The organism is Leminorella grimontii (assembly GCF_039789245.1).
Classification (GTDB): domain Bacteria; phylum Pseudomonadota; class Gammaproteobacteria; order Enterobacterales; family Enterobacteriaceae; genus Leminorella; species Leminorella grimontii.
In genome coordinates this window covers 2780878-2793961 of sequence record NZ_CP146357.1, presented here as the reverse complement: position 1 = coordinate 2793961, position 13084 = coordinate 2780878, and the positions used below count along the sequence as shown (strand labels likewise).

Annotated in this window: 13 protein-coding genes; 7 read left to right on the top strand and 6 right to left on the bottom strand. The window is 54.7% G+C overall.

Features of this window, described 5'->3' with window-relative positions:
• Positions 1-18 precede the first annotated feature (18 nt).
• The 3 genes from mtr (at position 19) to V8L73_RS13000 (ending at position 1967) form a co-directional block, all read left to right on the top strand.
• Positions 19-1287, top strand: a complete 1269-nt coding sequence (gene mtr, locus V8L73_RS13010) for a tryptophan permease (RefSeq protein WP_373876176.1) — start codon at positions 19-21, stop codon at positions 1285-1287.
• 184 nt (positions 1288-1471) lie between these two features.
• Entirely contained in the window at positions 1472-1708 is a 237-nt protein-coding gene (locus tag V8L73_RS13005; protein WP_071783424.1) for a ParD-like family protein, read from the top strand.
• On the top strand, positions 1677-1967 hold the full coding sequence (locus V8L73_RS13000; protein WP_347253183.1) for a type II toxin-antitoxin system RelE/ParE family toxin: 291 nt from the start codon (positions 1677-1679) through the stop codon (positions 1965-1967). The genes V8L73_RS13005 and V8L73_RS13000 overlap by 32 nt, the downstream gene beginning before the upstream one ends.
• A gap of 94 nt (positions 1968-2061) precedes the next feature.
• Here V8L73_RS13000 and V8L73_RS12995 read toward each other — a convergent pair whose 3' ends face one another.
• From V8L73_RS12995 to V8L73_RS12970, 6 genes are all read right to left on the bottom strand, one after another.
• Positions 2062-3027, bottom strand: coding sequence for a spore coat protein U domain-containing protein (locus V8L73_RS12995; RefSeq protein WP_347253182.1), 966 nt, complete (start codon positions 3025-3027; stop codon positions 2062-2064).
• Complete coding sequence (locus tag V8L73_RS12990; RefSeq protein WP_347253181.1) at positions 3020-5491, bottom strand: fimbria/pilus outer membrane usher protein; 2472 nt, start codon at positions 5489-5491, stop codon at positions 3020-3022. The genes V8L73_RS12995 and V8L73_RS12990 overlap by 8 nt, the downstream gene beginning before the upstream one ends.
• 9 nt (positions 5492-5500) lie before the next feature.
• Complete coding sequence (locus V8L73_RS12985) at positions 5501-6232, bottom strand: fimbrial biogenesis chaperone (protein WP_027275918.1); 732 nt, start codon at positions 6230-6232, stop codon at positions 5501-5503.
• A gap of 23 nt (positions 6233-6255) precedes the next feature.
• On the bottom strand, positions 6256-6813 hold the full coding sequence (locus V8L73_RS12980) for a spore coat U domain-containing protein (protein WP_347253180.1): 558 nt from the start codon (positions 6811-6813) through the stop codon (positions 6256-6258).
• 16 nt (positions 6814-6829) lie between these two features.
• On the bottom strand, positions 6830-7294 hold the full coding sequence (locus tag V8L73_RS12975) for a spore coat U domain-containing protein (protein ID WP_347253179.1): 465 nt from the start codon (positions 7292-7294) through the stop codon (positions 6830-6832).
• Between the two features lie 94 nt (positions 7295-7388).
• The gene (locus V8L73_RS12970; RefSeq protein ID WP_027275921.1) at positions 7389-7907 is read right to left on the bottom strand and encodes a Csu type fimbrial protein; all 519 of its coding nucleotides are present in this window, start codon (positions 7905-7907) and stop codon (positions 7389-7391) included.
• Between the two features lie 512 nt (positions 7908-8419).
• On the opposite strand from V8L73_RS12970, the gene frsA reads away from it, so the two are divergent.
• From frsA to proA, 4 genes are all read left to right on the top strand, one after another.
• A complete protein-coding gene (gene frsA, locus V8L73_RS12965; RefSeq protein ID WP_347253178.1) occupies positions 8420-9667 on the top strand; it encodes an esterase FrsA in 1248 nt (415 codons plus the stop codon).
• 89 nt (positions 9668-9756) lie between these two features.
• Positions 9757-10128, top strand: a complete 372-nt coding sequence (gene crl, locus V8L73_RS12960; protein ID WP_027275923.1) for a sigma factor-binding protein Crl — start codon at positions 9757-9759, stop codon at positions 10126-10128.
• A gap of 192 nt (positions 10129-10320) precedes the next feature.
• Complete coding sequence (gene proB, locus V8L73_RS12955; RefSeq protein WP_261832256.1) at positions 10321-11424, top strand: glutamate 5-kinase; 1104 nt, start codon at positions 10321-10323, stop codon at positions 11422-11424.
• 12 nt (positions 11425-11436) lie between these two features.
• A complete protein-coding gene (proA, locus tag V8L73_RS12950) occupies positions 11437-12687 on the top strand; it encodes a glutamate-5-semialdehyde dehydrogenase (RefSeq protein ID WP_261832255.1) in 1251 nt (416 codons plus the stop codon).
• The last annotated feature ends 397 nt before the right edge of the window (positions 12688-13084 follow it).

Below are 13084 nucleotides of genomic sequence, written 5' to 3'. Positions count from 1 at the left end.
TTCGCAATAAAGGAATCGATTATGACGGTCAGCGTAGAGAATCAAGGCTCTGCCCAGAGTAAAAGCAAATCGGTGATCGGCGGGGCGATGATTACAACCGCGACCGTCGTCGGCGCCGGTATGTTTTCGTTGCCGGTGGCCATGTCCGGTATTTGGTTTTCGTGGGCTTTAGTGGTCCTCGTAGTTACCTGTTTTGTTATGATTATGGCTGGTTTCATGCTGCTTGAAGCCAACCTTAACTATCACGTCGGCGCCAGCTTCGACACCTTAACCAAAGATCTGCTGGGCAGATTCTGGAACCTGGTGACCAACTTTACCTTCGCGTTCGTCCTTTATATTCTCGCTTACGCCTATATATCCGGCAGTGCGGCGGTGATTTCCCAAACCCTGACGCACTATATGAACGTGGGGGTGTCGTCTCGCGTCACCGGGGTTATTTTTACTATTGTCGTTGCCTTTATCGTCTGGTGGAGCTCAACCGCGGTAAGCCGCATCACGACTATCCTGCTGCTGGGCAAGTTCATTGCGTTCTTTATGACCTTCGCCAGCCTGCTGGGCTACGTGAAGGTCGATAACCTGATGGACGTCATGGCGCCGGCGGGCACAAGCTATCTACCGTATCTGCTGATGACGCTGCCGTTCTGTATCGTGTCGTTCGGATTTCACGGCAACGTGCCGAGCCTGGTGAAGCACTACGGTAAAGATCCGAAGCGCATCGTTTCCTGTATTCTTATCGGCACGCTGTTTGCGCTGTTCCTCTATGCGTTTTGGCTTTACTGCACGATGGGCAACATTTCCCGCCTCGACTTTAAGCCCATCATCGCACAGGGCGGCAATATTGACGTCTTTATCACCGCTATGGGCGGGATCCTCAACAGCGCGTCAATGGACGTCATTTTGACCTTCTTTGCCAACTTTGCGGTGGCAAGTTCAATGCTGGGCGCGACGCTGGGGCTGTTTGACTACATTGCCGACCTGTGTAAATTCAAGGACGATAACGGCGGACGCGCTAAAACGGCGCTGGTGACCTACGTGCCGCCTGCCATCCTGTGCTCAATCTATCCGAACGGCTTTCTTTACGCGATTGGCTATGCCGGGCTGGCGTTTGCGGTGTGGGCGATTATCGTTCCGGCGCTGTTGGCGAAGGCCTCCCGCGTCAAGTTCGGCAACCCGATGTTCCGCACCTGGGGCGGCACGCCGCTGGTGTACGTCGTTATCGCCTTCGGCGTATTGACTATGCTGGCGCACGTTCTCTCTTCGCTGAACATTTTGCCGACGTATCGGTAGCGGGCTTTCTTATTGAGGGAGCGTCCGTTGATTAAGCTGTGAAGAACGCCGTAGCGGATAACGCTGCGGCTTCTTTTCAATTTTAGGAAAGATGTCGGATGCGACAAATTGTTGCTTAATGCGATTTAATGCGATAAATTATATTTGTGTTGACCACACATTTATTACAACCGAGGTACGAACAATGGCCACAAGCATCCGTTTAGACGATGACTTCGTTACAGATGTTAAGATCTATGCAGAGGCTTCGAGTCGAAGTGTTCCTAAGCAAATTGAGCATTGGGCTAAAATCGGCCGCATCGCTGAAGATAACCCTGATTTGCCGTATAGCTTCATTCTTGAAACCCTGCTGGCGAAGGGCGAAGTCGATAACCATAAGGTAAGTCGATATGTCAGAAGGACCCCAAAATCAGGAGATTGACGTTTATCAGTCAAACCGTTTTGAAAAGGCGCTGGATAAACTTCCTGAAAAACTGCAGCAAATAGTCGAAAACGAGATCGATAAGATCTTAGACAACCCCGAGCTAGGGGAGCAGAAGAAAGGCGTTCTCAGCTATTTGAGAGTACATAAGTTTAAGTTAAATAATCAGTTGGCGTTACTTGGCTACAGTTGGATAGAACACAAAATCGAGCTGTATCTTCTTAGTTTGGATTCACATGAAAACTTTTATCAAGAGTAAAAGAAGCACCGAAAGGCTGATTTGAAATTGATGAAATAGCTTTTGGCCCTGGAAATTTCCAGGGCTTTCTTTTTTCTCAAATGGGAACCCTCTTCTAATACTCCACAACAAACATCAGCGTATCGCTATAGCTCCCTGCCGGTGCGGCCGGCTGGTTAGGGTTGATACGGGCGCTGTAGGAAAGGGTCTGGCTGTAGCCCGTGCCGCTGCCTGAAAGCGGCGTGCTGTTACTCCAGACCGTGGAGTCGTTTGGCGCATAAAGGTTGTATTGAAGGTAGCTTTCGGCGTTGCTCTTTTTCATTCTTCTCCACGGCGCGCTGTAGTAAGTGCCGTTATTGATATAGGCGGTGTAGGGCGTATTGAGCGAGCAGGTCAGCGCGACCGTGGGCGTGACGGGCGTAAAGCCGTCGACCAGCGCGCTGGGGGCGAAGGCGATATTTTGCGCGCTGTCGATTTTACAGTCCTTGGTGACAACGACGGTGACCTTTATCGTGCTGATATCGTTGCCGTCTTCATAGCCCAAGCAGAGCAGGGCGGTGCACATGTGGTAGGTCCAACGAATGGTTAGGGTGTCGCTGTAGGTTCCCGCAGGCACCGGAGACGACGAGTTGGCAAAGGTTTTTGCATAGAGCGTGACGTTAAATCCGCTGCTGACGAAAATCAGCGACAGCAGGTTAAGCCCGGAAGAGCCGTAGTTTATGGTATTGCTTAGCGTAAACGGGTACTGATAATTTTTATCGGCATACAGGCCGTAGGGAATTTTGTAGTTGGCGTTCTGCTCGTTGACCAGATTGAGCTGCCCGCTGGACGTCAGTATTTTACCGGTTAAGGTGTTTTCCGACAGGATGCCGACGCTAAGGCCGGAGCAGCCCATCCCGCCCGCGCCGGACGACGACAGCGGCGCATTATTGATATTAAAGGCGCTAACCGTGCCGAGGCTGATGGGGGTGGACGGCGACGTGATGCTGCAGGCAGCGCTGGCGACGGGAGTAAAAAGCGCCGTCCACAAGAACAGGCCGAAGGCGAGGGACGAAACGCGTAGCGCCGTTTTCTTAGTCATGGCTGTGGCTCTCTTTGCAAATAAGTTCGCCCGGCGTCCAGCCGGAGGGAATAGGGGCAGGAAGGGCGAAGCTCGCCCGGCACTGACGCCCGTCGTCGGCGCGGGTCACCCGCAGCGCATTGTCGGCGGCGGCGTTGCCAAGGTAGGTTTCTCCGTCCCAGCCGACGTAGGCGATGTCTTCTTGCCCCTCCTGACGCACCAGGCTGCCTCTGGGGAGTGGCGTTCTATTTTCATCGACCAGCGTCAAGGTGACGGCGACGACCTTGCGCAGCGGAAATTCGATAACGGTTCCCCCGCTTCCCTTCACCGCACGATGCTGTTCAACCGTCGGTATTTGAACGTCAACCGGCAGGCCCATCGGATCTATTTCATATTTCCCTTCTGCGTAGGCGGTCACGGAGGGGATTAGCAGGTAGCCGTCGTCGTCGGTTTTTCCCAGCGGCTGGTTTTCGTAGCGAACGGGGACACCGGCATAGCCGTTGGTCGAAACCAGCGCAAAGGCGTCGTTGATGGTTTTTGAAGCGAACAAGTTGCCCTTCACGGCGACCAGCGACCCGCTGAGCTCTCCCCAGTAGGTTTTATCGCGATCGCCGTAAATGCCGCCCTGTAGCCGGTAGGCGTTGGCTGCATAGTCGAGGTTGGCCTGCTTATAGTCAGACTGGTCGTTTGGCCGCTTGGCGTAGGACAGCGTCCAGCCCAGGCCGCCGTCGGTAGGCGCGGCTTTGCTGTAGGTCGCCTGATGGCTCCAGCGGTTTTCCGTATCCCGACTGGAGGTGACGGTCGCGCTGCCCATAGCATTGAACGGAATGCTGATAGTGATTTGCGCGCTGTATCCGGACGAACCTATTTCACGGTTCATCGATGCATATAGGCTGTTGTTGCCAAAAAGCGTCGTGCTGTAGGAGACGTTGAGCAGCCGCAGGCGGCTGTCGTCGTACTGCATGACGTCAAAATAACCGACGCCGACGGAGCCAAAGCGCTGAAGAGAGACGCTGCCGGTCAATTGACGGCTGCGCTTGTCCAGCCGGTAGCCGCTTTGATAGTTGGACAAATCGCCATAGCCGTCGCTGCGGTCTATCTGCTGCGCGTTGACGCTGAAGTAGTTTTGCGTGTAGGCGTAGCCCAGCGAGCGCTGTCGGCCCGTTTGCTTTGAGCTGTAGAACGAGGATTGGCTGGCGTCATCCATTTCTGATTCTGACGCGCTAAAGGCGCCGGGGCGGGAGCGGCTGATGCCGTAAGCGCCGTTGACGACGCCGAGGTTCCCTACTTTAATTACGGCGCCCAGGCCGCCTACGTTCAGCTTTTCCGCGCTTTCTGCCCGAGCTTCCAGCGTCATCCAGCTCGTCAGGCCCGCGCGCCCGATGCCGCTGGCAGCGTTAGCGCCGTAGTCGGCATTTTTAATGCCGTAGTTATTTCTGATTTTACCGGCGGACAGGCTGAAGTCCGTCAGGCCGGGTTTTAGCAGCGAGCTGGAAACGTAAAAGGGGACGACGGTGTTAACCTGTCGCCCCAGCGGGTCGGTTACGACCACCGTCGCATTGCCCGCGCCGTTGATGTAAGGCACGGTCTCAACGGTGAAGGGGCCAGGGTTGACGTTAGCGCTGGTGTACTTGTAGTTGTTCAGATAGACGTCAACGGAGCTGGGGACGGCGGCCTGCCCCGCGAACTGCGGCAAGGGGTAGGTTATCAAATCGGGCCTGGCGGAAAAGTTGCGAGAGATCTGCACGCCGCCGAGGCGAACCGAACTGCTCCACGGCAGCGAACCGGTGATGGCGTCTCCTACGAGATACTTGAGCATGCGGGGTTCGTCGTCATAGCGCCACACCGTATCGTAGCGAAGATAGCGATGGTTATTCTCGTCCTCGCTTTCGCCGTTGATATGCTGATTGTAAACCCCGCTGTTGGAAAGCGAGCCGAACAGTCCCAATACCCTCTGTTCGGTGTAGGCAGAAACCGCATCCGGGCTTGAATCGTCTGACGAATGGCTGGCGTAGATGTCGTAGTTGAGCAAAAGCCCCAGCGGGTTTTCCGCCGCCGCCGACGACGAGAGCCTTGACGCAGACAGCCGCTGCTCCGGCAGCCATTCTGTCGGAACGCTGATAAACAGCTTCTGGCTTTCGCCTTCGTACGTCACGGTGACGTCTTTTATTTCATCGACCGCTATTTTTTCCGTACTTGACGCATCGACGGGAAGCCCCAGGCGGCTAAGCTCGGAGGCGGAGATATAGTAGTGGCCGTCTTTGTAGTCCACCGCCAGCACGTTCTGGCCGGGCCGACCGTTGATGACCGGCTCCAACATCAGGGACATATCGGGCAGCGCACCGACTGCCCTTGGCGCTTTGACGCCGTCGTCGGAAATCGACGGCTCTTGTTCCGAATTGGCGAAGGCCGCTGCTGTCAGTAAAGACAGTAGCGCGACAGAGCCGACGGCGAGCGGCGATGAACGCCTGAATTGACGGGGCATAGCGTCACATCAACGCGGCGTCAGCCGTACGGGTTCCCGTTCACTGTTTACCGTTGCCTGTAGCGCGCCGCCTGCCGGATTTTTTCCTTTGGGGAGCGGAAAGGCTACGTTTGAATGGGGTAAGACGTAGCCGACCAGGCCGTCAATCAGCACGCCTCCGTTGGCATTAGTCAATTTTGATAATCGGGCGTGCACCGCACCGTCGTTTTTGACCTCAATCTTGCCCTGCGTCAGGCGATAGCTAAGCGCGGGCAGAGCGGAAGTAAGCCCTTTGGCTTTTGCGTATTCCTGACTGGCAGTCAGGCCCGTACCGTAGACAAACAGGGGAATGGAGTAGCGCATTTGAAAGTTGACGCCAGCGCTTGCTCCCCCTTTTTCTTCATTGGCCGCCTGAGGAATTTCATCGATAAAAATGCGGTAAGCTCGTTCCTGACCCGCGGGAGCGGCCTGGTTTTTTATCAGCCGGATAAGCTGGCGCTTACCGGGGGAGATGAGCGCGAAAGGCGGGCTTACGGTGACCTCGCTCTGTTTGGCATAGCCGTTTTCACCGCTGCGCTGCTCCCAGCGAACCGCTTTAATTTCCATGTAGACGGGCTTGCTGTCCTGATTTTCGAGCCAGAGCGATGCGCCGTTTTGGTCGCTTTCAATGACCGGATCGATAGGGGAGATGAGCACCGAGGCCGCGTTTACGCACGTCGGAACCAGAAGGCAGGCCAGAGTCAATGTTTTTAGATTAATCATTATGTTATCCAACGTTCACTGTATTAATAGGTAAAAGTAATAATGACGGTATCGCTATACTGGCCCGCGGCCGGAATGCCGGGCAGCGAAAACAGGCGAGCATAGATAGTGACGTTTTGTTGAGTGCCGTCGGTGGTTAAGCTCATCGACTGGCCGCCGTTGCTGCCGTTGCCCCATATCACGGTGCGCACGCTGTCTTGATAAAGCTGGTATTTCAGCGTGCCGCTCTGAGTGGCATGCTTCATCGCTCTTCCTGAACCGATGACGCCGCCGGCGTAAAGCCCGCTGTCGATGTCGATTTTTACCAGCGTGCTGGGAGTACACCTTAGCGAGATTGAGCCGGCGTTCGCCGCAGAGGCAACGTCGATAGGGGTGGAAAGGGTGGTAATGCCGTTACCGAAGTTAAGCGTGCCGAATGAAGCGCTCCCCGAGCCGCCTGAGCCCAAGGCGCACCCCGCCGTAACGGTCGCACTGGCCTGCAGCTGCGTGCTGATGGTTTCCCCGTAGGCGCCGTTAAGCAGGGCTGCGTTTAAAAGTGCGAGCGGGAGAGCGCGTCGAAGCGTCTGACTGAACGTAGGCATCGCCGTCTTCTCCTCTTTACCAGCTTACGGTGACCTGAACGGTGTCTTGGTAGGTATCCGCAACGGGAGCGTTTTGCGCGGGGGCGCGCGCATAAACCGGAAGCACTTCCGGCTGGCCGGTCGCCGTGCGGGTTACGCCGCTGACGCTGTCCCATACGCTGGTGTAGGCTGCGTTGCTGTACAGGTTGTAAGGCAGCGTTTGTCCGGCGTTTTTGCCAAGCATATAGCGTTGGGCGGTATTGCCGCTGTTGCCGCCGCTGAGCACGACGCGGTAGCTGACGCCGCTGGAGCACTGCACCGTCACCGCGCCGGCGTTAGCCTGGCCGACGACGTCGACGCTTTGTGATATGAGAGAGCGGCTGCCGAAGTCCAGCGTGCCAAAGGTTGTAGCGCCGTTGGTGGTTGAACCGGCGCTACAGGTAGCAAGCAGCGTTGCTGAAACTGTGAGCGACGTCGACTGGGTTGCGCTACTGCCTGCCATAGCGTGGAAAAGCAGAGGCAGGCAGAGGAACCCGCGTTTATAGCGGGCTCGTATTGGCGGATAAAGGCCGAACACTTTTTGCTGTTTCCGGCGGCTACCAGCTCACCGTAACCTGTACCGTATCGGTATAGGTGCCGGCGCTGGGTACGTCTTGTGGAGGGACTCGTCCATAAATAGCAAGGTTTTCCTGAGCGCCGGTTGCCGTTCTTGAGACGGTTCCGGTTTTGCTCCACTGCGTGTTGCGTCCGGTATCTTGGTACAGGTTGTAGCTAATGTACTCGGATCCTTTAGCCATACGGCGCTGATCGTCCAGATCGTGGGAGCCTGCCCCGATAAGGATGCTGTAGGGTAACGCGCTGGTGCACTGAATTTGGAGCGCGCCAGCTGTGGTGCTGATGGCTTCGCCATCGAGGCTTTGAGACAGCGTCGCCGTACTGCCGAAGTCCAGCAGACCCATATCGGGGCTGGATGCAGTGACGCCGCCCCCGTTGACGGCACAGCCGTTTGTGATGATTAACTTCACGCCGAGCGTACCGTTGACCTCATCTGCAAATGAAGAAAAAGCAAACAGCGCGGACAGTAAGCCGAGCGCAGGTGCTGGCCATATTTTCATGTTGCCACCTTTAGATAATTTTTAAATCAAACGTGATAAACCAGAGAGACTATATTCAACAATAAATTGTTCATCCTGAGATTTATTCATTCAGGTGGAGATATGACCCGAACCTTTTAATTCCTCTTTTTAATAACTATAGCGGGGCGGATACGTAATGCCATAAATTCTTTGGTAATTTATTTTTTAATATTAATCATGGAATTACTGTTTTTCACCTGTACTAATGGCCCATTGTCTTAGCAAGGTTTTATTTATTGTCTATTTTTAAAAGTGGCTTTTTATTAGGAAATAACATCATTGTCTCAATAATAGATCTCGGTATTGACGTTCCTTCATTACGTTATTAGATGCACTAAGATGGATGTGTTTTTATATTTCTTCAATTTTTCTTAATCACACGCGTTTAACGAATATAAATCTTGCCGCTCTCTTCTCCCGTGTTGCTTTATTGAGTATCATGGCTATTGTCCTCACACTCTCGCGATTAAGCAGGAGGCGGTTGTCCATCAATGCCAAAATCAAACCTTTCTGAAATATTGTTTAAACCTTCGTTCAAGCATCCGGAAACCTCTACGCTGGTCAAACGCGTAGTTCAGACCGGCGGCAGCGTTCACTCTTCTCTTGACGGAGAAAGTCAGTCGAACTGGTACCGGATGATCAATAAGGTCGTTTGGGCGTGGCGCGGCGTCGATCCGATTGAGGTGGAAAACGTGCTGGCGCGCATCGCGGCGTCGACCAACGAGCGCACGAATGAGGCGCTGCTTGATACGGTCGTTGGCTATCGCGGCGGTAACTGGATCTATGAGTGGGCTAAGGAAGGTATGGTATGGCAGAAAGAGGCGCTCGATCTCGCCTGTAAAGATCCGGCCAAGGCGGGCGCCTGCTGGCTTAAAGCGTGCAGCCTGTACAGTATCGCCAGCTATCCGCACTTACGGGGCGACAGGCTGGCGGAGCAGGCCGAGCTGCTGGCCGATCGCGCCTATAGGGAAGCGGCCAACTATCTTCCCTATGAGCTTAAGTCGATTGATTTTAAGGTCGAAGGCGGCACATTGACCGGTTTTCTGCATCTTCCCGAGGGCGGCAAAGGGCCTTACCCTACGGTGCTAATGTGCGGGAATCTGGATAACCTGCTTTGCGACTACTCTTCGCTGTTTCGTCAGTATTTGGCGCCCAGCGGCATTGCCATGCTGTGCGTCGATTTGCCCTCGCTGGGCTTTTCTTCAAAGTGGACCCTGACGGAAGACACCAGCCTGCTGCACCGTCAGGTGCTGAGCCAGCTAAATAGCGTTCCCTGGGTGGACGACAGGCGAGTCGTTGCGCTGGGCATCCGGTTCGGCGCCAATGTCGCCGTGCGTTTGGGCTATCTGGAATCCCATCGGCTGCAGGGCGTCGCCTGCATTGGGCCTATCGTCCACGATCTGTTCACCAACGCACAGAGCCAGGCTAAAACGTCGCTCGTCTATCGCGACATTATCGCCAGCCGCCTGAAGCTGGACTCCACCACCGATAACCTGCTGCACAGCGAGCTTAGCCGCTATTCGCTTAAGGTACAGGGCCTGCTTGGCCGCCGCAACCCGCTGCCCATGTGCAGCGTCAACTTTGAGAACGACGTGATTAGCCCGCAGTCGGAATCCAAGCTCATCGTTTCTTCCAGCGCCGAAGGCAAGCTGATAAACGTCGGCGCGACGCCGCTGCTCGGTAACTTAAAAGAGGGGCTGACACAATTGACAGGATGGATCCAACAGAAAATATGTTAACATAGTGTTATTTTCCGCGCGTCGTTTGGGTACGTCAGCGCGGCCGAATACGCGAAAGATGATATACATCCAATAACAGGGGCAACGCGATGCTGTTACCAAATGGTCATTCAAGAAGTCGGTTGATGAAAGAGTTTGTTAGCCTGGGGCCGTACATTAGGGAAGCTCAGAGTAAAGGGCATCGCTACTTTTTTGACTGTTTGGCGGTCTGCGTAAGCAGCAAGCCCGCGCCGGAAAAGAGAGAGTTCTGGGGCTGGTGGATGGAGCTGGAAGCCGACGAGCAGGGATTTACCTACCGCTGTCAGGTTGGGCTGTATGATAAAGCCGGCGACTGGCAGGCTAAGGCGATTAAAGACGCCGCGGTGATGTCTGAAATTGACAGCAACCTGAAGGTTTTCCAACAGCGCCTGAACGACTATCTCTCCTCGCTAAACCTGACGCTTCGCCCGGCAGAACGCTAGGGGCTCGCGCCCTAAAATGCGCCCTTGCGCTCGCCGCTTTAAAACGCCGGGCGCGAGGGGAAACGCCGCCATTCTCCTCCCTGTCGAGGATTTTTATCGATAATCTCATGCTGCCTGTTGGCATAATGCGTTACACCTGCTAAAAAGGTCTTCACTCTTTATTTTCTTGGTGTTAATGACGGCAGAATAACTATGAATAACGGCCAAACGCTGGTTGTCAAGCTGGGTACCAGCGTATTAACGGGCGGTTCGCTTCGCTTGAACCGCGCCCATATCCTTGAATTGGTTCGCCAGTGCGCTCAGCTTCATGCGCAGGGGCATCGCATTATTATCGTAACTTCCGGCGCGATCGCTGCGGGAAGGGAACACCTGAACTATCCGGAACTTCCGGCAACCATCGCGTCCAAGCAGCTTCTGGCGGCGGTCGGGCAGAGCCGCCTGATCCAGCTTTGGGAGCAGCTGTTTTCTATTTACGGCATAAATATCGGTCAGATGTTGCTGACTCGCGCCGATCTGGAGGACAGGGAGCGCTTTCTCAACGCCCGCGATATGCTGCAGGCGCTGTTGGATAACGGCATTATCCCCGTCATTAACGAAAACGATGCCGTCGCTACGGCGGAAATCAAGGTGGGCGATAACGACAACCTGTCTGCGCTGGCGGCCATCCTCGGCGAGGCCGACAAGCTGCTGCTGCTGACCGACCAGCCAGGGCTATTTACCGCCGATCCCCGCGCCAATCCCGATGCGGAACTTATCAGAGAAGTGCACAACATCGACAGCGCGCTTAAGGCGATTGCCGGCGACAGCGTCTCTGGGCTGGGTACGGGCGGCATGGCCACCAAGCTTCAGGCCGCGGACGTCGCGGGCAGAGCGGGCATTGAGGTGGTTATTGCCGCAGGCAGCAAATCTGGCGCCATTGTCGACGTTATCAATAACGTTTCCGTCGGCACCCGCTTTCACGCACAGGTTTCTCCGCTGGAAAACCGCAAGCGCTGGATATTCGGCGCGCCGCCGGCCGGCGAGGTCAACATCGACGACGGCGCCGTAGTGGCCATTTTAGAACGCGGAAGTTCGCTGCTGCCTAAGGGCATTAAAGAAGTGAAGGGGAACTTCTCTCGCGGCGAAGTGATCCGCATTCGCGATAAAAGCGGCCGCGATCTGGCGCACGGCGTTGCGCGCTACAACAGCGACGCGTTAAGAATGATTGCAGGGCATCACTCCCAGCAGATTGACGACATTCTGGGATATGAATACGGCCCGGTCGCCGTCCATCGCGACGACATGATAGTCAACTAGGAGAAGTAGCCAATGTTAGAACAAATGGGTATTGCAGCCAAAAAGGCCTCCTGGCAGCTGGCGCTGTTAAGTTCGGCGAAAAAGAATCAGGCGTTGGCCGTTATGGCGGATACGCTGGAGGCGAACAGCGACGTCATTTTGGCGGCAAATGAAAAAGACGTCGACAGCGCCAGGCAGGCCGGATTAACCGAAGCCATGATAGACCGCCTGCTGCTGACGCCTTCCCGACTGGCGGGCATTGCCAACGACGTTCGCCACGTTTACCGCCTGACCGATCCGGTGGGACACGTCATCGATGGTTCACTGCTCGACAGCGGGCTAAATCTTCAGCGCCGTCGCGTTCCGCTCGGCGTGGTGGGCGTGATTTACGAGTCCCGCCCCAACGTGACGATAGACGTCGCCTCACTGTGCCTGAAAACCGGCAACGCGGTTATCCTGCGAGGCGGCAAAGAGACGGTCAACACCAATCAGGCGATGGTGGAAGTTATTCAACTGGCGCTGAAGAAGTGCGGGCTGCCTGCGGCGGCCGTTCAATCTATCGATAACCCGGACCGTGCGCTCATCAACGAGCTGCTCAAGCTCGATCGCTATGTCGATATGATTATTCCCCGGGGCGGCGCCGGGTTGCATAAGCTTTGCAAAGAGAACTCCACGATTCCGGTGATTGTCGGCGGGATTGGCGTGTGCCACACTTTTGTCGACGAGACGGCCGATGTCGATAAGGCGCTGACGGTGATTGAAAATGCGAAAACCCAGCGCCCTAGCACCTGCAATACGCTGGAGACCCTGCTGGTGCAGCGCTCGATAGCGTCTTCCTTCCTGCCGCGTCTGAGTGAAAAAATGGCTTCCTGCGGCGTGACGCTGCACGCAACGCCGGAAGCCCAAATGCACCTGTCAGGCCCTGCGAAGGTGGTTGCGCTTAACGAGGAAGAGCTGAATAACGAATGGCTGTCTTTAGATCTCAACGTCGTTATCGTTGAGGGGATTGACGAAGCTATCGAGCACATCCGTGAACACGGCAGCGCTCACTCAGATGCCATCCTGACCCGCTCTTTGCTTAACGCGGAACGCTTTGTAAACGAGGTGGACTCCGCAGCGGTGTACGTTAACGCCAGCACGCGCTTTACCGACGGCGGGCAGTTTGGGTTAGGGGCCGAAGTGGCCGTGAGCACCCAGAAGCTGCACGCTCGCGGCCCGATGGGGCTTGAAGCGTTAACGACCTATAAGTGGATAGGCTACGGCGACGATTTGGTTCGTCGCTAAGCGATAAAGGCGTTTAACGGCGGCCAAGGCCGCCGTTTGTGTTTTACGATGGGGCAGCCGTTGGGTTCGTTTCTCGTCTGGTCGTGTTTAAATCGGCATTTTGCTATCGATGTGTTGATTAATTTCTGTTTGCTATATTTATCTTTTTATTCTTAAAAACAATGATGGCTCGACAGATTGAACTGTATCAAATCTGTTGTTTTCGCTTGGCCATATCAGATGACGTTTTTATGAATACTCTGTTTTGTACTAATAGGCCATTTAGTTATTTTTTTAATTTTATTTTCTTAAACAAGTGGCGTATTACTCAAATCGACCCTGTATCCGCTTATCTTTTCCGTAAAAGCCAAACCTGAATATAATTAATTATTTCTGATTGTTACTCATAATTAGATCA

Coding starts and splice junctions, on each gene's coding strand:
- V8L73_RS12985 (WP_027275918.1), bottom strand. CDS start 6,232: ATGATTAATCTAAAAACATTGACTCTGGCCTGCCTTCTGGTTCCGACG.
- frsA (WP_347253178.1), top strand. CDS start 8,420: ATGCCAAAATCAAACCTTTCTGAAATATTGTTTAAACCTTCGTTCAAG.
- V8L73_RS12980 (WP_347253180.1), bottom strand. CDS start 6,813: ATGCCTACGTTCAGTCAGACGCTTCGACGCGCTCTCCCGCTCGCACTT.
- V8L73_RS13000 (WP_347253183.1), top strand. CDS start 1,677: ATGTCAGAAGGACCCCAAAATCAGGAGATTGACGTTTATCAGTCAAAC.
- V8L73_RS13005 (WP_071783424.1), top strand. CDS start 1,472: ATGGCCACAAGCATCCGTTTAGACGATGACTTCGTTACAGATGTTAAG.
- V8L73_RS12970 (WP_027275921.1), bottom strand. CDS start 7,907: ATGAAAATATGGCCAGCACCTGCGCTCGGCTTACTGTCCGCGCTGTTT.
- V8L73_RS12975 (WP_347253179.1), bottom strand. CDS start 7,294: ATGGCAGGCAGTAGCGCAACCCAGTCGACGTCGCTCACAGTTTCAGCA.
- proB (WP_261832256.1), top strand. CDS start 10,321: ATGAATAACGGCCAAACGCTGGTTGTCAAGCTGGGTACCAGCGTATTA.
- crl (WP_027275923.1), top strand. CDS start 9,757: ATGCTGTTACCAAATGGTCATTCAAGAAGTCGGTTGATGAAAGAGTTT.
- V8L73_RS12995 (WP_347253182.1), bottom strand. CDS start 3,027: ATGACTAAGAAAACGGCGCTACGCGTTTCGTCCCTCGCCTTCGGCCTG.
- V8L73_RS12990 (WP_347253181.1), bottom strand. CDS start 5,491: ATGCCCCGTCAATTCAGGCGTTCATCGCCGCTCGCCGTCGGCTCTGTC.
- proA (WP_261832255.1), top strand. CDS start 11,437: ATGTTAGAACAAATGGGTATTGCAGCCAAAAAGGCCTCCTGGCAGCTG.